The sequence below is a fragment of the Pseudonocardia parietis genome, assembly GCF_017876315.1.
Lineage (GTDB): Bacteria > Actinomycetota > Actinomycetes > Mycobacteriales > Pseudonocardiaceae > Pseudonocardia > Pseudonocardia parietis.
Window position 1 is genome coordinate 1,364,261 of record NZ_JAGINU010000001.1, and the last position, 21,719, is coordinate 1,385,979.

Sequence of the window (21,719 nt, forward strand, 5' to 3'; positions counted from 1 at the left end):
CAGGCCCCCCGCTCTGCCGGGGTGCTCGTGGGCTTACCGGTGGCCCGGCATCGGCGAAACATCGTGGGCATGACCAGCTCCATCACCCGCAACGACTTCGCCGGGCTCGCCCGGCGAATTTCCGACGCCGGCCTGACGGCTCGCCGGCCCGGCTACTACGTCCTGCGGTTCGCGCTGGTGGGCATCGCCTACATCGGCGCGTGGTGCGGGGTGGTCGCACTCGGCGACTCCTGGTGGCAGCCGGCGATCGCGGCGTTCCTCGCCGTCGTGTTCGCCCAGGTGGCCCTGCTCGCGCACGACGTCGCGCACCGCCAGGTGTTCCGCCGACGGGGCGCGTCCATGGTCGCCGGGCGGATCCTGGGCAACCTCGGCATCGGCATGTCCTACAGCTGGTGGATGGACAAGCACACCCGCCACCACGCCAACCCGAACCATTCCGAGCGCGACCCGGACGTCGAGCCGGACCTGCTGGTGTGGTCCCCGGACCAGGCGCGCGCCAGCACCGGCGTGGCCCGCGTGTTCGGTCGCCGCCAGGCGTGGTGGTTCTTCCCGGTGCTCCTGCTGGAGGGCTTCTACCTGCACTACGCCGCGTTCCGGGCCTGCCTGGACCGCAGCACCGCGGGGCGTGGCACCGAGGCGGCGCTGCTGGTCGTGCACGTGCTGCTCTACGTGGCGCTGGTGTTCGGCGTGATGCCGTTCGGGCAGGCCGTGGTGTTCGTGCTGGTGCACCAGATGCTGTGGGGCCTCTACATGGGCGCCACCTTCGCCCCGAACCACAAGGGCATGCCGATGCGTGACGGTGACGAGCCGGAGGACTTCCTGCGGCGCCAGGTGCTCACCTCCCGCAACATCTCGGGCGGACGCCTGGTCGACATCGCCTACGGCGGGCTGAACCACCAGATCGAGCACCACCTGTTCCCGGCCATGCCCTCGGTGAACCTGCGCCGCGCGCAGCCGATCGTCGCCGCGTACTGCGCCGAGATCGGTGTTCCGTACCTGCGCACCGGGCTGGTCGACTCCTACGCCCAGACCCTGCGCTCGTTGCACGAGGCGGGGGCACCGCTGCGCGAACCGGACGCCGAGGCCCCCCGCTGAGCGTGCCCCGTGGCGGAGTGGCCGTCAGCGGGTCTCGTCGACCACCCAGGACAGGTACCCCGCGCTGCCGCCGGTGATCGGCGTCGCGATGATCTCCGGTTCGTCATAGGTGTGCCGCTCGGCCAGGTGGGCGGTGAGCGCGTCGACGCGGTCGGCGGCGGTCTTGATCTCGACCCGCCACTCCGGCTCGGTCTGCACCGCCCCCTCCCAGCGGAAGACGCTGGTGATCGGCCCCAGGACCTGCGCACAGGCCCCGAGCCGCGCGGCCACCGCGCCGGCGGCCAGCTCCCGCGCGGCGGTCTCGCTGTCGGTGGTGGTGAGTACGACGACGTGCTCGCTCATGCCACGGGATTCTCACCGATCGCGGTCCGGCTCGTGGCCGTGGCCGTGGTGGGGGCCTGGGCCCCGGCCCGTTCGGCCGCCCACCGGCGCAGGACGTACCGCTCGATCTTGCCGCTCGGGGTGCGTGGCAACGCGTCGACGAACTCCACCTGCCGCGGGCACTTGTAGGGCGCCGCCGTGCGCTTGGCGAACTCCTGCAGCTCACGCACGGTGCCCGGGCCCGGTTCCACGCCCGTCCGGAGCACCACGTAGGCCGCCACCGCGGCGCCCCGGGCCTCGTCGGGCGCACCCACCACGGCACACTCGGCGACGTCGGGGTGCTGCATCAGGACGTCCTCGACCTCCGGTCCCGCGATGTTGTACCCGGAGGAGACGATCATGTCGTCGGTGCGGCCGCGGAAGTAGTAGTAGCCCTCCGCGTCCCGGACGAACACGTCGCCGGTCACGTTCCAGCCGTCGTACACGTACTGGGTCTGCCGGTCCCCGTTGAGGTAGCGGCACCCCGTGGGGCCCTTGACCGCGAGCCGGCCCGGTGTGCCGTCGGGGACGGGACGACCGTCGGCGTCGAGGATCGTGGCCCGGTAGCCGGGCACCGGCTTGCCCGTCGTGCCTGCCGGCGCGGGATCGGTCCCGGTGGAGATGAAGACGTGCAGCATCTCGGTCCCGCCGATGCCGTCGATCATCCGGCGTCCGGTGACGGCGAGAAAGTCGTCCGCGACCGTGGTGGGCAGGGCCTCGCCCGCCGAGACGGCCCGCCGCAGCCCGCGCAGCAGCTCGCGCTGCGGGGATCCGAGGATGGCGCGGTAGCCGGTCGGGGCGGTGAACAGCATGGTGACCCCGTGTTCGGCCGCGAGCCGCGCGAGCTCGACCGGGGTCGCGCGTTCGACGAGGAACACCGATGCGCCGGCGCGCAACGGGAAGATCAGCAACCCGCCCAGGCCGAAGGTGAACGCCAGCGGAGGACTCCCCGCGAACACGTCGTCGGGCCGAGGATCGAGCACGTGGGCCGAGAACGTGTCCGCCACGGCGAGCACGTCGCGGTGGAAGTGCATCGTCGCCTTCGGGAGGCCGGTCGTGCCGGAGGTGAAGGCGAGCAGCGCGACGTCGTCGGCTGCCGTCTCGACGTCGGCGAACGAGGAGCTCGCCCGCGCTGCCCGGGCGACCAGGTCGTCGTCGGTGTCGCCGCCGTACGGCACGACGGTGGGCGCGTCGTGCACCGCGAGCAGCTCGGCGGCGAAGCGGTGGTCGGTCAGCGCCACCGTCGGCCGGCACATCGACACGATCTTCTCGAGCTCGGGTGTGCGGAGCATCGGCATCGTGGTGACCGCCACGGCCCCGGCCTTGAGCACGCCGAACCAGCAGGCGATGAGCCAGGCGTTGTTCGGGCCCCGCAGCAGGACGCGGTTGCCCGGGCGGACCCCGAGACCGGTGAGGACGTTCGCGATGCGGCCGGCCCGGTCGAGGAGGTCACCGTAGGTCCACCCGGTTCCGGCGTCGCGGACACACGGACGGTCGTGGCCCCACCGGGCGATCGTGGCGTCCAGCAGCTCGGTCGCGGCGTTGAGCCGGTCCGGGTAGGTCGTCGCGGGCAGGTCGAGGACCAGCTCCGGCCACTGGTCCGGCGAGGGCAGCCGGTCACGGCAGAACGTGTCCAGATGTGCGGACGGGGAGAGTTGCACGCTCACACCTCGCAGTCGGTGGGCGGGACCAGCAGGGACGGATGGCTCAGGGTGCCTGCTCGCGCCGCCGGGCGGAGAGTCCCGAGCGGTACTGCTTCGGGATCGGGTGCCCGCGGTACTCCTGGTCGAGGGCGGCGTTGAGCGTCCAGTACGGGTCGACCAGGTGCGGCCGGGCGATCGCGCACAGGTCGGCACGGCCGCTGGCGATGATGGTGTTGGCGTCCTCGACCGAGGCGATCGCGCCGACGGTGATCGTCGGGACGCCGGTCTCCTGGCGGATCCGGTCGGCGAACGGGGTCTGGTAGAGCCGCCCGTAGCCCGGCTTCGCGTCCACGCTGGTCTGGCCGGTGGAGACGTCGATGATGTCCGCGCCGTGTTCGGCGAGCAGGGGGGCCAGGGCGACGGCGTCGTCACCGTCGAACCCCTCGTCGACCCAGTCGGTGGCGCTGATCCGCACGCTGATCGGCTTCTCGGCGGGCCACACCTCCCGGACGGCGTCGAGGACCCGCAGGGCGAGCCGGGCCCGGTTCTCCAGGCAGCCCCCGTGGGCGTCGGTCCGCCGGTTGGACACGGGCGAGAGGAAGCTCGACACCAGGTAGCCGTGGGCGAAGTGCAGCTCGAGCAGGTCGAACCCGGCCTCGTCGGCGCGCCGCGCGGCGGCCACGTGGTCGGCGACGACCTGGGCGAGATCCTCCTCGGTCGCCTCGCGGGGCACCGCGCTGTCGGGCCGGTACCGGATCGGGGAGGGCGCGAGGATCTCCCAGTTGCCGGAGTCCAGGGGCTCGTCGATGCCCTCCCACATGACCTTGGTGGAGCCCTTGCGGCCGGCGTGGCCGAGCTGCGCGGCGATCCTTGCGCCGGTGTGGGTGTGCACGAAGTCCACGATCCGGGCCCAGGCGTCGCGCTGGTCGTCGGTCCACAGGCCGGGGCAGCCCGGGGTGATCCGGGCGTCCGGCGAGGTGCAGATCATCTCGGTCATGACCAGGCCGGCGCCGCCCTGGGCGCGCCCGCCGAGATGCACGAGGTGCCAGTCGCCGGGGACACCGTCGACGGCGGAGTACTGCGCCATCGGGGAGACGACGATCCGGTTCGCCAGCTCCATCCCGCGCAGCCGGTACGGGTGGAACATCGGCGGGGTGCCGGGCTCGACCTCCACACCGCTCGCGCGGGTGCGCGCGGCGAGCCAACTGTCGACCCGGCCGACGTAGCCGGCGTCGCGCAGCTTCAGGTTGTCGTAGGTGATCCGCTGCGAGCGGGTGAGCAGCTGGAACGTGAACTGTTCCGGGGACAGTCCGCGGTAGCGGCGCGCGCCCTCGAACCACTCCAGGCTGGTCTGCGCGGATCGCTGCAGCGACTCCACGACCGGTTTGCGGTCGTCCTGGTAGGCCTTCAACGCGGCGTCGACGGTCGACTCGTGGTCCACGGCGGACGCCAGCCCGATCGCGTCCTCCAGGGCGAGCTTGGTGCCCGAGCCGATCGAGAAGTGCGCGGTGTGTGCGGCGTCGCCGACCAGGGCGACGTTGCCGGCCATCCAGTGCTCGTTGCGGACGACGCCGAACGACAGCCAGCCGGAGTTGTTGCCGATCAGCCCGTGGCCGTCGAGCAGGTCGGCGAAGATCTTCTCGCAGAACCGCATGCTCGTCTCGTCGTTCTCCCCGGGGGCGCGGGGGACGTCGGCGCAGTGGTCCAGCCCGGCGCGGCGCCAGGTCTCGGCGTCGGTCTCGACGATGAAGGTGGAGCGCTCGCCGTCGAACGGGTAGATGTGCGCCCAGAACAGGCCGTACTCGGTCTCGACGAACTGGAAGGTGAAGCAGTCGAACGGGCGGGTGGTGGCGAACCAGACGTATTTCGCGGTCCGGGTGTCCACGCTCGGCCCGAAGTCGGTCGCCAGCTCGGTGCGGATCCGGGAGTTGACGCCGTCCGCGGCGATCACCAGGTCCTGCCCGCGGCGCAGCTCGGCCAGGGGCGGGGCCGCGGTGGAGTACCGGAGGTCGACACCGAGCTCCGTGGCGCGCTCGCCCAGGATCGCGAGCAGGCGCTTGCGTTCCAGCGCGGCGAAGGCGTGCCCGTCGGAGCGTTCCCAGGTCCCGAACGCGTCGACGTCGATCGCCGACCAGTGCCGGAACTCGGCGGCGATCCGGCCGAGCGACTCCGGGTCGGCGTGCTCGATGTTGTCGAGGGTCTCCTGGGAGAACACGACGCCGAAGCCGAACGTGTCGTCGGCGGCGTTGCGCTCGTAGACGGTGACCTCGCGGGCCGGGTCGGTCTTCTTGAGCAGGATCGCGGAGAACAGCCCGCCCGGGCCGCCCCCGACCGAGGCGATCTTCTGTGCTGCCGGCTTCCGGTCCGGGCTCACGGGAGTCTCACCAGCCCTTCCTGGACGACGGAGGCGAGCAGGCGGCCGTCGCGGGAGAAGAGCCGGGCGGTGCCCAGCCCGGTGCCGCGGGTCGCGACGGGGGAGTCCTGCACCAGCGCCACCCACTCGTCCATCCGGCCGTCGTGGTGCCACCACATGGCGTGGTCGAGGCTGGCGGTGACGACGCCGTCGTCGGCCCAGGCGGCTCCGTGGCGGCGCAGGACCGGTTCGAGCAGCGTGTAGTCGCACACGTAGGCCAGCGCGCTGCGGTGCAGGCCCGGGTCGTCGGGCAGCCGCTCCCAGGCCTTCATCCACACGGTCTGGCGGCTCACCCGTTCCCCGGTCGCGCCGGTGTAGAGCGCGGACGGGGCGTGCCGGATGTCGAAACCGCGGTGGAACCGCCAGTACTCGGCGTCGCGGGTGTCCACGCCGGTCAGCACGTCGGCGGTGCTCGGCAGTGCCTCCGGGTCACCCGCATCGGGCGGCAGAGTGTCGGAGTGGGCGACCCCGTCGACCGGCACGCCGAACTGCGCCATCGCCCGGAAGATCTCCTTGCCGTGCTGCACGCCGCGCACCGCGCGATGGGAGAAGCCGCGGCCGTCGCGGACCCGCTCGACCTCCCAGCGGGTCTGTTCGTGGACGTCGCCCGCGCGCAGGAAGTAGCCGTGCAGCGAGTGGATCCGGCGGTCGTCGCCGCAGGTCAGCGTCATCGCCCGCTCGGCCTGTGCGACGAGCTCGCCGCCGTAGGCGCGCCCGGACGGGATCACCTGGTGGCCGGCGAGGAACGCGTCGTCGCCGTCCTTGGTCAGGTCGAGCGCGGCCAGCAGCGGGGCGGTGCTCCGCTCGGACCCGGGGGGCATCGGCGTAGTGGCAGTGTCGTCGAACGTCATGCGCGGCGGTACCCCTCGAGGATCGCGTCGTCGACCTCGGGCAGGTTGACGACGATGTTGTCCGGTGTCCGGCAGGTCAGCCACACGAGCTCGGAGGTGGTCGACATGTTGCCCTCGACGTGCGGCATGTACGGCGGGACGAACACGAAGTCGCCCTCGGTCATCTCGATCCAGCGCTCGTAGTTCTCGCCGTACCAGATGCGCCCGGTGCCCGACAGCACGTAGCCGCCGGTCTCGGCCTCGCCGTGGTGGTGCGGCAGCGAGCGGTAGCCGGGCTCGTTGGAGACCTTGCCGTACCAGATCCGGGTGGCCGGGGTGTGCTGCGGCGAGACGCCCGACATCCGGACGGCGCCGCCGGACTGGCCGGTGCCGCGGTCCTCCGACCCGGCGCGGGTCACGACCGGGACGGCCACGACGTCGAGGTCCGTCCCCGCTCTGCTCTGCTCACTCATGCGCTACCTCCTCCAGGTGGCCGGGGCGCACGGCCCCGGACTGCGCGGGCGGCGTCGAGCCCGCCGGGCGTGGCCGAACCTCCGTATATCGTTCAACTGACGCTAGTTATGGAAACACGAGATGCGATACCCGGCAAGGGTGGCATTGCCGGGGGTTGTGACAACTCGATGAACCGTGCTCTGATGACCAGCGTCACGCCAGCGACATACGCCGAGCCGCCCGGGAGGGGACGCCGTGACCGACCAGCCGTTCTGGAACCCGAAGACCGAACTCATGCCGCGCTCGGACCTGCGGGAGCTCCAGCTGGCCAAGCTGCGCCGCGTCGTCGGGTGGGCGAAGGACCGCAGCCCGCACTACCGGCGCACCCTCGCCGGCGTCGAGCCGGAGCAGATCCGTACCTGGTCCGACATCGACCGCATCCCGTTCCTCACCCGTGAGGAGTGGATGACCTCGCAGGACGCCCACCCGCCGTTCGGCGAGCTCCCGGTCACCGGCGCGGAGAACGCGATCCGGCTGCACACCACGTCCGGCACGTCGGGGCGCACGCCGCTGCGCGCGCTCGACTCCCGCAAGGACTGGTCCTGGGCGGCGGAGATGTGGTGCTACGCGCTGTGGGGAGCCGGTGTCCGGCCGCACGACGTCGGCTACGTCGCCTTCGGCTACGGCTCGTTCATCGGGTTCTGGGGCCTGCACAACGGGCTGGAGAAGATCGGCGCGCTGACCATCCCCGGTGGTGCGCAGACCACCGCGCAGCGGGTGCGCCAGATCCAGGACTTCGGCGCGACCGTCGTCGCGTCCACCCCGACCTACGCGCTGCGTCTCGCGAGCGAAGCCGAGGAGCTCGGCATCGACCTGGTGAACGGGCCGGTCCGCACGGTGATCCTCTCCGGGGAGCCCGCCGGGTCGATCCCGGAGACCAAGGCGCTGATCGAGCGGAAGTGGGGCGCCCACGCGTTCGACACCGCGGGCATGACCGAGGTATCGACCATCGTCATGTTCGAGCCCTCGGATCATCCCGGCGGCTGCCACGTCATCGAGGACCACCTGCTGGAGCAGGTGATCGACCCCGATACCGGCCGCGAGATCGGCTACGGCGAGCGGGGTGAGCGGGTGTGCACGTCGTTCGGACGCTCCACCACACCGCTGCTGCGCTACCGCACCTCCGACCTGGTCGTGAAGGTGCCGCACAGCCGGGCGTCGTCCGGGCGGACCTGGGACCTCTACGAGGGCGGGATCATCGGCCGGGTCGACGACATGAAGCTGGTCCGCGGCACGAACGTCTACCCGGGCGCGGTCGAGGCGATCGTCCGCGGCTTCGACGGCATCGAGGAGTTCCAGATCCGGATCTCGCGGCAGGCGGAGCGGGACGAGATCGAGCTGCTCGTCGAGACCCTCCCGACCGTCGACGACGCCGGGTGGGACCTGCTGGCCGACCGGCTCGGCGTCGAGCTCGCCGGCGCCCACGAGGGCCTGCGGTTCCTGGTGCGCCGCGCCGCCGCCGGCGCGCTTCCCCGGTTCGAGCTCAAGGCCCGCCGGCTGACCGATCTGCGGACCGCGGTCTGAACCGACCACCTCCGAAGGGGACCGCCATGACGACCACCAGTCCGGAGGCCGGCACGCTCCCGGCACCCGACGTGCCCGGCACCGACCTGCTGGGCCACCCGCTCGCCGAGCACGAGCGCGTCGTGCTCGACGTGTACGCCGGCCTCACCGGGGCTCTGCGCCGTGACGACCTGCCGCCCTGTGTGGCGGCCAACCTCCGCGCCGCGCTCGCGCCGGTCGCGGTCGCCGTCACCGACCTCGGCCTGCGCTTCGACCACCTGACCGACATCGGTATCTGATGCCGGCGACGAACTCCAGTGCTCCGACACCAGGAAGAGGACGAACGATGACGACCGGCACCACCGACATCAGCCTGATCAACCCGGACACCCTCGCGAAGCCGTCCGGCTTCACCCATGCCGTCTGCCACGGCGACACCGTCCACCTGTCGGGCCAGACCGCGCTGGACGCGAGCGGCCGGATCGTCGACGGCGACATCGTCGACCAGTTCCGGCAGGCCCTGTCCAACGTGCTCGCCGCGCTGGGCGCCGCGGGCTCCGAACCCGGCGACCTGCTGGCGGTCCGGATCTACCTGACCGACATCCCCGGCTACCAGGCCCGGGGCAAGGAGATCGGCGCGGTCTGGAAGGAGCTGTGCGGGCGGACCTACCCGGCGATGACCGGCGTCGGCGTCACCGCGCTGTGGCAGCCGGAGGCGCTCGTCGAGATCGAGGCGGTGGGGGCGCGGCGATCCTGAGCCACCGCGGGGTCAGGGCGGGCCGGCGAGCGCGGCGACGTCGTCGGCGCAGCCCCAGGACAGCGTGATCCCGGAGCCGCCGTGGCCGTAGTCGTGGATCACCCGTGGGCACCCAGCGGTGGCCGGCTCGGCCTCCAGCCGGACCTCCGGCCGGGCCGGGCGCAGACCGGCGACGTGCTCGAGCACCTCGGCACCGCGCAGTGCGGGCACGATGTCCACGCAGCGCCGCACGATCGCCGCCGCGACCACGGGGTCCGGGGTGGGGTCCCAGACGCCCTCCTCGAGGGTGCCGCCGAGGATGCAGTCGTGCTCGCGCGGGTGCACGTACGCCCGCCCGGCCGGATGGTTCTCGTCGCGCACCGACAGCGTCAGCCCCGGGTTGGCCACCCGGACGATCTGGCCGCGGACCGGCGTCACCGACATGTCGCCGACCAGCGTGCGCGCGCCCAGCCCGGAGCAGTTGACGACGAGGTCGGCATCCGCGCCGGCCTCGGCCGGGGACGTGACGCGGCGGCGCTCCAGGGTGATCCCGCGGCGCTGGGCCTCGGCGGCCAGCCACGGCAGGTACACCGGCATCTCCACCAGCGGCACCGCGAACCGCAGGCCGTGCGGGTACCCGGGTGGGAGCTCGTCGGGGCGGGCCGGGCGGATCGGTCCGACCGCCCCGGCCCACCACTGCGGCTCCGGCTCCGTGCGGTAGAGGGTCAGCGACTCGCGCATGACGACGCCCGGCACACCGGCCCGGGCCTGCCCGGCGAGCTCGTCGAACGTCCGGCGGCCCCAGTCGAGCACCTTGTCCCGGGGGCCCGCGCGGGTCGGGAACCACACCGCGGCCGCCAGGTGCGAGGTCGACTGCTCCACCGGGGTGTCGGCCAGCACCCGCACCGACCAGCCCCTACCGCGCAGCCGGACCGCGCAGCTCAGGCCCGCGATCCCGGCGCCCACGACGACGGCCCGGCGGTCGCCCTCCACGGGCTCAGCTCTCGTAGGCGGCGTCGAAGAAGGCCGGCTCCAGGTCCACGGTCCGCACGAAGACCGCCGCCACCCGATCGCGGTGCGCCGGGTCGAGTGCGTCGGCGACCCGGTCCAGCTCGGTGCGCAGGAACGTCACCCACTCCTCGAACTCGATCCCGCGATGCAGCTCGATCCACTCGCGGCAGATCGGGTCCTCCGGCGTGGTCGCCCCCGGACGGGTCGCCCAGTCCAGGTACAGCCACTCGGCGACGACCAGCACGGCCAGCGCCTCGGCGTACCCGGTGTCGCGGGCCTCGTCCATCAGGTCCACGAGCCCGACGGTCGGCGCGGCCCGCTCCGTCTCGGTGCGCCCGCCGAGCCGGGACAGCGACCGCTCGAAGTAGTCGTTCTCCGGCCCCGCCACCAGCCCCAGCTGGCGGGCGAGCCGGACCCGGGCCGCCGGCCGATCGGCGTTCGCGACCGCCGAGCCGAGCAGGGCGAGGAACGAGTCGACGAACTGGAAGTCCTGCTCCAGGTAGCGCCGCAGGACGTCGTGGCTCACCGACCCGGCCCACAGCTCGTCGACGAACCGGTGCCCGACCGCCGCGTCCCACGTCGTCGTGCTCGACTCCCGTAGCTGCCCGCTGAACGACATGGCCACCAGGCTAGGCGTGGCGCGGACGGGGCCTCGCCTACGGTGGGCACGGAGCGATCTCGGGGGACGGCGATGGGTGGGCGGACGTTGGTCCGCGGCGACGGGACGCCGCTGTGGCAGCAGCTGCTGGCCGACCTGCGCCGGCGGCTCGACGAGGGTGAGTTCGACGCGGCCCTCCCGGGCGAGTTCGCGCTCGCGGCCGAGTACTCGGTCAGCCGCTACACCGTCCGCGAGGCCCTGCGGCGGATGCGCGAGGACGGTGCCGTCGTCGCCAGCCGCGGCCGGGTCGCCCGCCCGGCCGGTCCGGACCCGATCGAGCAGCCGCTGGACGAGCCGTACTCGCTCTACGTCGCCGTCGAGGCCGCCGGGCGGACCCAGCGCAGCGTGGTGCGGACCTTCGAGGTCCGGGCCGACGGCGTGATCGCGGCCCGGATGGGGCTGGAGGAGTCGACGCCGCTCGTGCACCTGGAACGACTGCGCCTGGCCGACGCCGAACCGCTGGCCGTCGACCGGGTGTGGCTGCCGGAGGAGCTCGCCGCCCCGCTGCTCGAGGTCGACTTCTCGGACACCGGTCTCTACCCCGAGTACCGGCGCCGCTGCGGGATCCGGGTCGACGGCGGCAACGAGAACATCCGCGCGGTGATCCCGGGCCGCGGGGAGCGGGAGCTGCTGGGCATCGACGACGGCGTCGCGGCGCTGTCCATCGAGCGGCTCGGGCTGGCCGGGGGCCGGCCCGTCGAGTGGCGCCACACCCTGGTCCGCGGGGACCGGTTCTCGGTCACCGCCCGGTTCTCCGCGCAGGCCGGCTACCGGGTGGAGCTGTCCGGGCCCTGACCCGGCCGATCACCTCAGGCACCTCAGGCCGGGACGGAGACGCCGATCCCGCCGCGGGTGTCGGCGCCGTAGCGGGCGATCTCGGCCGGCAGGTCGAGCCGGTCGGTCTTCATGCCGGTGTCCGCGCCGAGCAGCGCGGCCGGGACCAGCCAGCAGACCTCGAACTCCAGCCCGTCCGGGTCGTGGGCGTAGAGCGCCTTGGTCGAGCCGTGGTCGGACGCGCCGGCCAGGGCGCCGGCATCCTGCAGGGCCCGCCGGATGCGGTCCAGCTCGCCGAGCGTGTCCACCTCCCAGGCCAGGTGGTAGAGCCCGACGGTCGAGCGGCCGGCCTGCGAGGCACCCGCCCGGTCACCGATCCCGAACACGGCCAGGTCGTGGTCGTTCGACGAGCCCGGGGCCTGCAGGAACGCACCCCGCCCGCCCGGGATCTCGGTGACCGTGCGGAAGTCGAGTACGTCGGCGTAGAAGGCGGCGCTGCGGGCGACGTCGCGGACGTAGAGGACCGCGTGGTTGAGGCGCTGGACGGGCATCGTGACTCCCGGTCTCGGTAGTTAGTTGAACTCTCAACTCACAGCGTACGCCGAAAAGGGGTCGGGCTCAACGAGTGACCAGCCAGGTGAGGACGACGGCGGAGCGGGTGTGGTCCACGTTCGCCGCCATCCGCAGCCGCTCCAGAGCGTCCTCCAGCGAGCGCACGTCGCGCGAGCGCAGCAGGACCAGCGCGTCGGCCTCACCGGTGACCGTCCCGGCGGTGACGACCTCGGGTACCACCGACAGCATCCGCTGCAGCTCGCCCGGCGCGACCGTCCCGCGGCAGAAGAGCTCCACGTACGCCTCGACCGCCGGCTCCTGCTCGGCGGCCGGGTTCACCTGCACGGTGAACCCGGTGATCACGCCGCGCGCGGTGAGCCGGTCCACCCGCCGTCGTACCGCCGAGGCCGAGAGTCCGACCCGTTCGCCCAGCTCGGCCCAGCCGGCCCGGCCGTCGACCCGGAGCAGGTCCAGCAGGCGCCGGTCGGTCGCATCGATCCCGTTCACGGCGTCGAATGCTAGGTCCGTGCGTGAAATCGGTACAGCACGCGCAGATCCTGCGCACTGAGCCGGGAAACGCACGGGGCGGGCGCGGCACCCTGGAGGCATGACGAGCATGCTCGAGCGTGGTCCGGCGGACCGGGGCCCCCGCAGGCACTCGCGGGCACCGCAGGTGCTCATGTGCCGCCCGGCCCACTTCACCGTCAGCTACCGCATCAACCCGTGGATGCGGCCCGAGCAGCCCACCGACACCCGGCTCGCGCTGCGCCAGTGGCAGGACCTGTATGCCGCCTACCGCGACCTCGGGTTCGACGTGCGGCTGATCGACCCGCTGCCCGGGCTGCCGGACATGGTGTACGCCGCGAACGGGGGCACCGTCGTCGGCGGCGTCGCGCTGACCGCCCGCTTCCGGTACGCGGAGCGGGCCGCCGAGGGACCCGCCTACGCGGCGTGGTTCCGGGCGGCCGGTTTCGACGTCCACGAGGCGGCGGCGGTCAACGAGGGCGAGGGCGACCTGCTCCTCGTCGGCGACACGATCTACGCGGGCACCGGGTTCCGCACCGACCCGGGCGCGCACGCCGAGGCCGCCCGCGTGCTCGGCCGCGAGGTCGTCAGCCTGGCACTGGTCGACCCGCGCTACTACCACCTCGACACCGCGTTCGCCGTCCTCGACCCGGCCGGTGGCCCCGGTTCGGTGGCCTACCTGCCCTCGGCGTTCGACGACGCCTCGCAGGAGGTGCTGCGGTTCCGCTTCCCGGACGCCGTGATCGTCTCCGAGGAGGACGCCTCGGTCCTCGGGCTCAACTGCTTCTCCGACGGCACGGTGGTCGTCCACGCGCCGCAGGCCGAGAAGTTCGCCGCGGACCTCGCCGAGCGCGGGTTCGGCACCGTCGGCGTCGACACCTCCGAGCTCCGCCGCGGTGGCGGCGGCATCAAGTGCTGCACCCTCGAACTCCGACCGGCCCAGGAGGCGTCATGACCACGGTGGCCCCCACCACGACGGACGAGCGGATCGCGCTGGCCGCCGCGCACGGCGTCGGGAACTACGCGCCGCTGCCGGTGGTCCTGGCACAGGGCAGCGGCGCCCGGGTCACCGACGTCGAGGGCAGGCACTACCTCGACGCGCTCGCCGGCTACTCCGCGCTCAACTTCGGTCACCGCCACCCGGTGCTGGTCGAGGCCGCGCACCGCCAGCTCGACGCGCTGACGCTGACCGCGCGGGCGTTCCACAACGACCGCCTGCCGGAGTTCCAGCGTGATCTCGCCGAGCTCACCGGCACCGAGGCCGTCCTGCCGATGAACACCGGCGCCGAGGCCGTCGAGTCCGCGATCAAGGTCGCCCGGGCCTGGGGCTACCGGGTCCGCGGGGTCCGCCCCGGCGCGGCCCGGATCGTCGTGGCCGGCGGGAACTTCCACGGCCGGACGACGACCGTCGTCTCCTTCTCCGACGACCCGTCGGCCCGCGCGGACTTCGGTCCGTTCACGCCGGGGTTCGACCGCGTCCCCTACGGTGACGCCGCTGCGCTCGAGGCCGCGCTCACCGACGACACCGTCGCGGTGCTGATCGAGCCGGTGCAGGGCGAGGCCGGCGTGATCGTCCCGCCGCCGGGCTACCTCGCCGAGGTTCGGCGGGTCACCGCCGAGCGGGGCGTCCTGCTGGTCCTCGACGAGATCCAGTCCGGGCTCGCCCGGGCCGGCGCCACGCTGTGCGGTGACCTGTCCGGCGTGCGGGCCGATCTCTACACCCTCGGCAAGGCGCTCGGCGGCGGGATCGTGCCGGTCAGCGCGGTCGCCGGTCGCCGTGACGTGCTCGGGGTGCTGCGGCCCGGTGAGCACGGTTCGACCTTCGGCGGGAACCCGCTCGCCGCCGCCGTCGGGTCCGCGGTGTGCGGGCTGCTGGCGACCGGCGAGTACCAGGCCGCGGCGCGTGACCTCGGCGGGTACCTGGGGGAGCGGCTGCGGGCGCTGCCCGGGCTGACCGCCGTGCGCGGGGTGGGACTGTGGTTCGGCGTCGACGTCGACGAGGGCATCGGCTCCGGGCGTGAGGTCTGCGTGGAGCTGGCCCGGCGCGGGGTGCTGGCCAAGGAGACGCACGGCGTCACCGTCCGGCTCTCGCCGCCGCTGGTGATCACCCGGGACGAGCTCGACGTGCTGGTGGACACGTTCGCCCAGGTACTGGGGGACCTCTCCCGGGGGTAGCTGGCAGGCTGTGGGACATGCCGACCCTCGTACTGTTGCGCCACGGCCAGAGCGACTGGAACGCGAAGAACCTGTTCACCGGCTGGGTGGACGTCCCGCTCTCCGAGCTGGGTGAGCAGGAGGCCCGCCGCGGTGGTGAGCTGCTGGGCGAGTCCGGCGTCGCGCCCGACGTCGTCCACACCTCGCTGCTGCGCCGTGCCATCTCGACGGCCAACATCGCGCTCGACGCCGCGGACCGGCACTGGATCCCGGTCAAGCGGGACTGGCGGCTCAACGAGCGCCACTACGGCGCCCTGCAGGGCAAGGACAAGAAGCAGACCCTGGAGGCCTACGGCGAGGAGCAGTTCATGCTCTGGCGCCGCTCCTACGACACCCCGCCGCCGCCGATCGAGAAGGGCAGCGAGTTCTCCCAGGACGCCGACCCGCGTTACGCCGGTGTCGACGCCCCGCTGACCGAGTGCCTCGCCGACGTCGTCGACCGGTTCCTGCCCTACTGGGAGGAGGCCGTGGTCCCCGACCTGCGGGACGGGAAGACGGTGCTGCTCGCCGCGCACGGCAACTCGCTGCGGGCGCTGGTGAAGTACCTCGACGGGATCTCCGACTCCGACATCGCCGGGCTCAACATCCCCACCGGCATCCCGCTGGTCTACGACCTCGACGACGACCTGCGGCCGACGAACCCGGGCGGGCGCTACCTCGACCCGACCGCCGCCGAGCAGGCCATCGCCGGCGTGGCGAACCAGGGCCGCTGACGGGTCACCGCCGGGTTTGCGACCGGGTGGGTGTGAACCGGCGGTGAACGGGGGCCGAACTCTGTCGCCCGGGCGGGTCGCGGGTGTCACCATCCGGGGTCCGGCGCTGGCCAGGGGGCACCCCCGCTTGCCTACGATGCAGCGGTGAGCACGCTCGCGTGGCTGATCGCGGCCTCCGCGCTCGGCCTGGGCCTGCTGGCCGGGGCCGCGCTGGCCCGACGCCCGTCCCGCCGCCCCGACGGTGCCGTCCTGCCGGGCCGGGCCACGGCCGACCGGCCGGACGCCCAGGGCCCGTCCCTCGCGGAGCTGCTGCACCGCACGTTCCGGCAGTCGTCGTCCGGGCTCGCCGTGGTCGGGGCCGGCGGCGAGGTGCTGCTGCACAACCGGCGCGCCGCCGCGCTCGGCGCCGTGAGCGCCGAGCGGCTCGATCCCCGCGCCTGGGCCGCCTGCCAGCGGGTACAGACCGGCAGCAGGCTCCTCGAGGTCGACCTGTCCCCGCTGGCCCGCACACCGCGCGGGCCGGTCGCGGTGCAGGCCTGGATCCGCCCGCTGGGTGACGGGTTCACCCTGGTCGAGGCCGTCGACACCTCCGACGTGGCACGCCTGGAGGCGACTCGCCGCGACTTCGTCGCCAACGTCAGCCACGAGCTGAAGACACCGGTCGGCGCGGTCGCGCTGCTGGCCGAGGCGCTGCTCGACTCCCTGGACGGCATGGAGCCCGCCCAGGGCTCCGAGCCCGACGCCGCCGAGGTCCGCCGGTTCGGGGAGAAGCTGCTCCGCGAGGCCACCCGGATGGGCAACCTCGTGGCCGAGCTGATCGCTCTGTCCCGGCTCACCGGCGCCGAACGGCTGCCGGAGCTGGCCGCGGTCGACGTGGACGACGTCGTCGGCGAGGCGCTCGCCCGCAGCCGCAACTCCGCCGAGTCGCACGGCGTCGAGATCATCGCCGACGCCCCGTCCGGGCTGGTCGTCGACGGGGACCGGACGCTGCTCGTGACCGCGCTGACGAACCTGGTCGAGAACGCGATCGCGTACTCGCCCGCCGACTCCTCGGTCTCGCTGAGCCGCCGCGAGGTGGACGGCTCGATCGAGATCGCCGTCACCGACCGCGGGATCGGCATCGCTCCGGAGCACCAGAAGCGGGTGTTCGAGCGGTTCTTCCGGGTCGACCCGGCCCGGTCCCGCGCGACCGGCGGTACCGGGCTCGGCCTGGCGATCGTCAAGCACGTCTGCGCGAACCACGGTGGCGAGGTGCGGCTGTGGAGCCGCCCCGGCACCGGATCGACGTTCACCATGCGGCTCCCCGCCCGGCTGGGCATCGGGAGCGGCGGGGGCACCGCGGTGAGCGGCTCCCCCGAAACCGCCGGAACCGGAGGATGAGATGACCAGGGTGCTGATCGTGGAGGACGAGGAGTCCTTCGCCGACCCGCTCGCGTTCATGCTGCGCAAGGAGGGCTTCACCACGGCCGTCGCGGCGAACGGCAACGACGCGCTGTCCGAGTTCGACCGCAACGGCGCCGACATCGTGCTGCTCGATCTCATGCTCCCCGGGATGAGCGGCACCGACGTCTGCAAGGCGCTGCGCTCCCGCTCCGCGGTCCCGGTGATCATGGTGACCGCGCGGGACAGCGAGATCGACAAGGTGGTCGGCCTGGAGCTCGGTGCCGACGACTACGTGACCAAGCCCTACTCGGCGCGCGAGCTGATCGCCCGCGTCCGCGCGGTGCTGCGGCGCGGCGGCGAGGGGGGCGCCGAGACCGAGGGCGGCAACGGCGTGCTGGAGGCAGGCCCGGTCCGGATGGACGTCGAGCGGCACGTCGTGTCGGTCAACGGTGAGGACGTCCCGCTCCCGCTCAAGGAGTTCGACCTGCTCGAGTACCTGCTGCGCAACGTCGGGCGGGTGCTCACCCGGCCCCAGCTGATCGACCGGGTGTGGGGCGCGGACTACGTCGGCGACACCAAGACCCTCGACGTCCACGTGAAGCGACTGCGGTCCAAGGTGGAGGCCGACCCGTCGAACCCGGAACACCTGGTCACGGTGCGTGGGCTGGGGTACAAGTTCGATGTGTGACCCGGGGGTTGCCGGAGTCCGTATAACGGCTCGGTAACCTGCTCCGGTGCGCCTGGCCGTCCTCGACGTGGGGTCCAACACCGTTCATCTGCTGGTGGTGGACGCGCACCGTGGCGCGCACCCGCGGCCGATGTCCTCGGCGAAGGACGAGCTGCGGCTCGCCGAGCACCTGGATCACGACGGCGCGCTGACCCCGGACGGCGTCAAGGCGCTGGTGGAGAGCGTGCATCGGGCCCGCGACACCGCCCGCGCCGCCGGCTGCGACGACCTGATGGCCTTCGCCACCTCCGCGCTGCGCGACGCCGCCAACTCCGCCGAGGTGCTGGCGCTGGTGCAACGCGAGACCGGGCTGCTCCTCGAGGTGCTGCCCGGCGAGGACGAGGCCGCCTGGACGTTCCTCGCCGTCCGGCGCTGGTTCGGGTGGTCGGCCGGGCGGCTGCTGGTGCTCGACATCGGCGGCGGCTCGCTGGAGACGGCGATCGGCCGGGACGAGATGCCCGACATCGCCGTGTCACTGCCGCTGGGCGCAGGCCGGCTGACCCGTGAGGCGTTCACCTCCGACCCGCCGACGCGGGCCGAGGTGGCCCGGCTGGGCGAGCGGGTCCGTGACGAGCTCGCCCCGGTGGCCGCCCGGCTGTCCGCGGCGGGGCGCCCGGACCGCACGGTCGGCACGTCGAAGACGTTCCGGTCGCTGGCCCGGCTCGCCGGCGCGGCGCCCTCCGGCGCGGGGCCGCGGGCAGTGCGCACGCTGACCGTCCAGGGCCTGCGTCAGCTGTCGGCGTTCGTCACCCGGATGTCCGGGCCGGACCTCGCGGAGCTCGACGGTGTGAGCTCCAGCCGGGCGCACCAGCTCGTCGCCGGCGCGGTCGTGGCGGAGGCCACGATGGACGTGCTCGGAGTCGACGAACTCGACATCTGCCCGTGGGCGTTGCGCGAGGGAGTGCTCCTGCGTCGCTTCGACATGCTCGACGGGGCGACGGGGGACGACCGCTCGGCGCAGACATCCGGGGGCGGGCTTGGACCCTTGACAACACACAGGGCACGGTGGACGTGATGAGTGTGGACAGCCCAGAGCCGCGCCAGCGGACGGTCGCCGAGCTGCTGGCCGCCAACGGCGGCTCCCAGACCGGTCGGCGCCGCCGTCGGCGTGCCTCCGAGGACGACGACGCCCCGGCCGGCGGCCCGCCGCCCGGCCCCGGTCGCGTCGCGCCCGAGGCACCGGCAGGCCCCGCCACGGCGCGGCCGGCCACCGCGGAGCGGGCACGTCAGCCGGTCGCGGCGACCGGCTGGGCCGGCGACGGCGGCGCCCCGCGCGGCGACCGGCCGGCTCCTCCCGAGCACCCGTCGTTCCCGTCCCGCAGGCCCGAGCCGGCCGAAGGCCCCGGTGGTCCGAACGGTCACCAGCCGTGGGACGCGGACTCCGCGTTCGCCCCGAACGGCAGCGCACCGAACGGCAGTGCCCCGAACGGCGGTGCCCCGAACGGCAACGCACCGAACGGCGCCCCGCGCGGCCCGGCGAACGGGTACGGCCCCCAGGCGTTCGCACCGAACGGCCGTCCCGGGCCGGCGGGCCCGCCGCCCGCGGCCCGTCCCGGCCGCCCGCCGGAGCCCCGGTCCTACGGTGCCGACGGGCCGTACGGCGCCGACGGCCCGGACGAGATCCCGACCAGCCGGCTCGGGGCCCGCCGCCCGGTGCCCGACGAGGACGACGGCGGCCCGCCCACCCAGTTCGGCGCCCCGCTGCTGGACGACGAGCAGGGTCCCCCGACACAGACGCAGGGCCGGCCCGTGCCGGTCGATGCCGGCCCGCCGACCGGTGCCTACGACCCGTTCACCGACGACGAGCCGGGCGCCGGCGGGTGGGGTCACGACGACGGCGACCGGACCGCGGTCCTCGCGCCCGGTCGTCCGGGCCCCGACGGGTACTCCGGTCATGACGAGTACGGCCACGACGAGCCGGCGGACGACGCCGCCGAGGACGACGCCGAGCCGCGCGGCAGGTTCGGCCGCCGGCGCGCCGCGGCCGAGGCCGAGCCACCCGCCGGGCTGGAGGACCCCGCCGCCGAGGGCGCCGCGGGCACCGGTCAGGCGTGGGCGGTCGTCATCGCCCAGTGGATCGGTGGTGCGGTCGCCGGTGCCGCGATCTGGGTGCTGTTCCGCTTCCTCTGGTTCTCGTTCCCGATCGTGGCGCTGGCCCTGGCCGTGGTGCTCACCGTCGGGCTGGTCCTCGGTGTGCGTGCACTGCTGCGCAACGACGACCTGAAGACCACGCTGTTCGCGGTCCTGGTCGGGTTGTTGCTGACGGTGTCCCCGGCCATCCTGGTGCTGCTGGACCGGTAACGATGCGCGACGGTCTGACGACTCCACGTACTGTGACGTCGTCGCCATCCGTGCCCGAATCCGTCTCCCCGCGCGGTGTACCGATCGCTCTGTCGACCGCCTCGGTCTACCCGGAGGGCGTCGCGGCAGGATTCGAGATCGCCGCCGAGCTCGGCTACGACGGGGTCGAGCTCATGATCTGGACCGACCCGGTCAGCCAGGACCCGCGGGCGGTCGAGCGGCTCGCCCACCGGCACGGGGTCCCGATCCTCGCCGTGCACGCACCCTGCCTCGCCGTGACCCAGCGGGTGTGGGGCGCGGACCCGGTGCACCGGCTCCGCCGCACCGTCGAGGTCGCGGCCCGGCTCGGCGCGGGGACCGTCGTCGTCCACCCGCCGTTCCGCTGGCAGCGGCGCTACGCCGGTGTCTTCGCCGACGAGGTGGCCCGGGCCCGGGAACACCACGACGTCACGCTGCCGGTGGAGAACATGTTCCCGGTGCAGCGCGGCGCGATCCGCACGGTGCCGTACGCGCTGGGCCACGACCCGACCGAGGTCGGCTTCGGCGCCTACACGCTGGACCTGTCGCACACCGCCGCCGCAGGCGTCGACGCGCTGGAGCTCATGGAGCGGATGGGCGACCGGCTCACCCACCTGCACCTGACCGACGGCTCCGGCGCCCCCCGCGACGAGCACCTGGTCCCCGGCCGGGGTCTCCAGCCGTGCGCCGACGTCTGCCAGACCCTGGCGGACGGGGACTTCGCGCGCAGTGGCGGCACCGTCGTCCTCGAGGTGTCCACCCGGCGCTGCCGTACCCGGCAGGAGCGGGTCGGGCTGCTCGCCGAGTCGCTGTTGTTCGCGCGCCTGAACCTCGTACCCACCGTCCGGGCGGCGGTCGCGACCGCCGCACCGTGACCCGGATCATCGGGAGATCCACTACCCGCGGGTAACCTGTGGGCATGAGCAGCACGACGGTCCGCACCGGGCGCCCGTTCGCCGACGCGCACGTCCTCGACGACCTCGGTGACGGCCGGTTCCGCGCCGGGCTCGACGACGTCTGGGCGATCGGCCCGAAGGCGTTCGGCGGTCTGCTGATGGTGCTGATGGCCAAGGCCGGGATGGCCCGGCTGGCCACCGAGGGCGCTCCCGCCACGGATCCGCTGGCGGTGTCCGTCGACTTCCTGCGCGCCCCCGACCTGCAGCCGGTCGAGCTGGAGACGACCCCGCTCAAGGTCGGGCGGACCATCTCGTCGATCGCGGTGCGGCTGCTGCAGGACGGGAAGCCGATGCTGCACTCCACGATCACCGCGGGCGTCCTGCCCGAGGGCGAGCCCCGCTGGGAGACCGGCCCCGTCCTCGCTCCGGAGCCGGGCACGGACGCGGTCGACCCCGCGGCGGCGGAAGGGGGAGCCCGCGGCCTGGCGGCGGCCTGCGAGATGCGCTACCCGCCGGACGCGCTGGCGTTCCTGCGCGGGGAGACCGCTCCGCCGGAGATGGCCGGCTGGGTGCGCCCGCGCGGCGAGGAGCCGGACGTGCTGTTCGCGCTGCTGGCCGGCGACATCCTGCCGCCGACCGTGTTCAACCTCGGCGGGGCGCAGGGCTGGGCACCGACGGTGCAGCTCACCGCGCTGCTGCGGGCCAAGCCGGTGCCCGGCTGGTTGCGGGTGGAGTCCCGCTCGCACACGGTGTCCGGCACCCAGTTCGACGAGGACGTGACCGTCGTCGACGCGGCCGGGCGGACGGTCTGCCAGGCCCGTCAGCTCGCCCTCGCGCCACTGCGCCCGTAGGGC

At 73.6% G+C, this 21,719-nt stretch carries 23 protein-coding genes; 14 read left to right on the forward strand and 9 right to left on the reverse strand.

Going from position 1 to position 21,719, the window contains the following annotated elements; genetic code table 11:
* Positions 1-69 precede the first annotated feature (69 nt).
* Positions 70-1,095 (forward strand): fatty acid desaturase family protein, encoded by a 1,026-nt coding sequence (locus JOF36_RS06505; protein ID WP_210025497.1) that lies wholly within the window; start codon positions 70-72, stop codon positions 1,093-1,095.
* A gap of 24 nt (positions 1,096-1,119) precedes the next feature.
* On the opposite strand, the gene cutA is transcribed toward JOF36_RS06505, so the two are convergent.
* From cutA to JOF36_RS06530, 5 genes are read right to left on the reverse strand one after another with little or no spacing between them, the layout of a single operon-like run.
* Complete coding sequence (cutA, locus tag JOF36_RS06510) at positions 1,120-1,437, reverse strand: divalent-cation tolerance protein CutA (RefSeq protein ID WP_210025498.1); 318 nt, start codon at positions 1,435-1,437, stop codon at positions 1,120-1,122.
* The gene (locus tag JOF36_RS06515) at positions 1,434-3,116 is read right to left on the reverse strand and encodes an AMP-binding protein (protein ID WP_210025499.1); all 1,683 of its coding nucleotides are present in this window, start codon (positions 3,114-3,116) and stop codon (positions 1,434-1,436) included. Before JOF36_RS06515 ends, cutA begins: the two co-directional genes overlap by 4 nt.
* A gap of 46 nt (positions 3,117-3,162) precedes the next feature.
* Positions 3,163-5,472: a bifunctional salicylyl-CoA 5-hydroxylase/oxidoreductase gene (locus tag JOF36_RS06520; RefSeq protein ID WP_210025500.1), complete on the reverse strand. Its 2,310-nt coding sequence runs from the start codon at positions 5,470-5,472 to the stop codon at positions 3,163-3,165.
* Entirely contained in the window at positions 5,469-6,362 is an 894-nt protein-coding gene (locus JOF36_RS06525) for an acyl-CoA thioesterase (RefSeq protein WP_210025501.1), read from the reverse strand. Before JOF36_RS06525 ends, JOF36_RS06520 begins: the two co-directional genes overlap by 4 nt.
* Positions 6,359-6,814 carry a cupin domain-containing protein gene (locus JOF36_RS06530; RefSeq protein ID WP_210025502.1) on the reverse strand — a complete coding sequence of 152 codons (456 nt, stop codon included), beginning with the start codon at positions 6,812-6,814 and terminating at the stop codon, positions 6,359-6,361. Before JOF36_RS06530 ends, JOF36_RS06525 begins: the two co-directional genes overlap by 4 nt.
* Positions 6,815-7,049: 235 nt before the next feature.
* Between JOF36_RS06530 and JOF36_RS06535 the strand changes: the two genes are divergently transcribed.
* The 3 genes from JOF36_RS06535 to JOF36_RS06545 are packed head-to-tail and all read left to right on the forward strand — an operon-like array spanning position 7,050 to position 9,114.
* Positions 7,050-8,378, forward strand: a complete 1,329-nt coding sequence (locus JOF36_RS06535; RefSeq protein ID WP_210025503.1) for a phenylacetate--CoA ligase family protein — start codon at positions 7,050-7,052, stop codon at positions 8,376-8,378.
* 26 nt (positions 8,379-8,404) lie between these two features.
* Positions 8,405-8,656 (forward strand): hypothetical protein, encoded by a 252-nt coding sequence (locus JOF36_RS06540; RefSeq protein ID WP_210025504.1) that lies wholly within the window; start codon positions 8,405-8,407, stop codon positions 8,654-8,656.
* A 47-nt stretch (positions 8,657-8,703) separates the two neighbouring features.
* Positions 8,704-9,114, forward strand: a complete 411-nt coding sequence (locus JOF36_RS06545) for a RidA family protein (RefSeq protein WP_210025505.1) — start codon at positions 8,704-8,706, stop codon at positions 9,112-9,114.
* Positions 9,115-9,126: 12 nt separating this feature from the next.
* On the opposite strand, the gene JOF36_RS06550 is transcribed toward JOF36_RS06545, so the two are convergent.
* Positions 9,127-10,086, reverse strand: a complete 960-nt coding sequence (locus tag JOF36_RS06550) for an FAD-dependent oxidoreductase (RefSeq protein WP_210025506.1) — start codon at positions 10,084-10,086, stop codon at positions 9,127-9,129.
* 4 nt (positions 10,087-10,090) lie between these two features.
* On the reverse strand, positions 10,091-10,723 hold the full coding sequence (locus JOF36_RS06555; protein ID WP_210025507.1) for a TenA family protein: 633 nt from the start codon (positions 10,721-10,723) through the stop codon (positions 10,091-10,093).
* Positions 10,724-10,795: 72 nt separating this feature from the next.
* Here JOF36_RS06555 and JOF36_RS06560 point away from each other — a divergent pair, with 72 nt between their 5' ends.
* Positions 10,796-11,557, forward strand: a complete 762-nt coding sequence (locus tag JOF36_RS06560; protein WP_210025508.1) for a GntR family transcriptional regulator — start codon at positions 10,796-10,798, stop codon at positions 11,555-11,557.
* Between the two features lie 23 nt (positions 11,558-11,580).
* Here JOF36_RS06560 and JOF36_RS06565 read toward each other — a convergent pair whose 3' ends face one another.
* Positions 11,581-12,087, reverse strand: a complete 507-nt coding sequence (locus tag JOF36_RS06565) for a VOC family protein (RefSeq protein ID WP_210025509.1) — start codon at positions 12,085-12,087, stop codon at positions 11,581-11,583.
* Positions 12,088-12,154: 67 nt separating this feature from the next.
* On the reverse strand, positions 12,155-12,595 hold the full coding sequence (locus tag JOF36_RS06570; protein ID WP_210025510.1) for an Lrp/AsnC family transcriptional regulator: 441 nt from the start codon (positions 12,593-12,595) through the stop codon (positions 12,155-12,157).
* A gap of 109 nt (positions 12,596-12,704) precedes the next feature.
* Here JOF36_RS06570 and ddaH point away from each other — a divergent pair, with 109 nt between their 5' ends.
* The 9 genes from ddaH (at position 12,705) to JOF36_RS06615 (ending at position 21,716) form a co-directional block, all read left to right on the forward strand.
* Positions 12,705-13,568, forward strand: a complete 864-nt coding sequence (ddaH, locus tag JOF36_RS06575) for a dimethylargininase (RefSeq protein ID WP_210035219.1) — start codon at positions 12,705-12,707, stop codon at positions 13,566-13,568.
* Positions 13,565-14,788 carry an ornithine--oxo-acid transaminase gene (gene rocD, locus JOF36_RS06580; protein WP_210025511.1) on the forward strand — a complete coding sequence of 408 codons (1,224 nt, stop codon included), beginning with the start codon at positions 13,565-13,567 and terminating at the stop codon, positions 14,786-14,788. The genes ddaH and rocD overlap by 4 nt, the downstream gene beginning before the upstream one ends.
* A gap of 17 nt (positions 14,789-14,805) precedes the next feature.
* Entirely contained in the window at positions 14,806-15,540 is a 735-nt protein-coding gene (locus JOF36_RS06585; protein ID WP_210025512.1) for a phosphoglyceromutase, read from the forward strand.
* 144 nt (positions 15,541-15,684) lie between these two features.
* A complete protein-coding gene (locus JOF36_RS06590) occupies positions 15,685-16,920 on the forward strand; it encodes a sensor histidine kinase (RefSeq protein WP_210025513.1) in 1,236 nt (411 codons plus the stop codon).
* Position 16,921: 1 nt separating this feature from the next.
* Positions 16,922-17,611: a response regulator gene (locus tag JOF36_RS06595; RefSeq protein WP_210025514.1), complete on the forward strand. Its 690-nt coding sequence runs from the start codon at positions 16,922-16,924 to the stop codon at positions 17,609-17,611.
* Between the two features lie 46 nt (positions 17,612-17,657).
* Positions 17,658-18,665, forward strand: a complete 1,008-nt coding sequence (locus tag JOF36_RS06600) for a Ppx/GppA phosphatase family protein (protein ID WP_210025515.1) — start codon at positions 17,658-17,660, stop codon at positions 18,663-18,665.
* Complete coding sequence (locus JOF36_RS06605; RefSeq protein ID WP_210025516.1) at positions 18,665-19,951, forward strand: Yip1 family protein; 1,287 nt, start codon at positions 18,665-18,667, stop codon at positions 19,949-19,951. The genes JOF36_RS06600 and JOF36_RS06605 overlap by 1 nt, the downstream gene beginning before the upstream one ends.
* A gap of 50 nt (positions 19,952-20,001) precedes the next feature.
* Positions 20,002-20,844: a sugar phosphate isomerase/epimerase family protein gene (locus tag JOF36_RS06610; protein WP_372447365.1), complete on the forward strand. Its 843-nt coding sequence runs from the start codon at positions 20,002-20,004 to the stop codon at positions 20,842-20,844.
* A gap of 44 nt (positions 20,845-20,888) precedes the next feature.
* A complete protein-coding gene (locus JOF36_RS06615) occupies positions 20,889-21,716 on the forward strand; it encodes a thioesterase family protein (protein ID WP_210025518.1) in 828 nt (275 codons plus the stop codon).
* Positions 21,717-21,719: the final 3 nt, after the last annotated feature.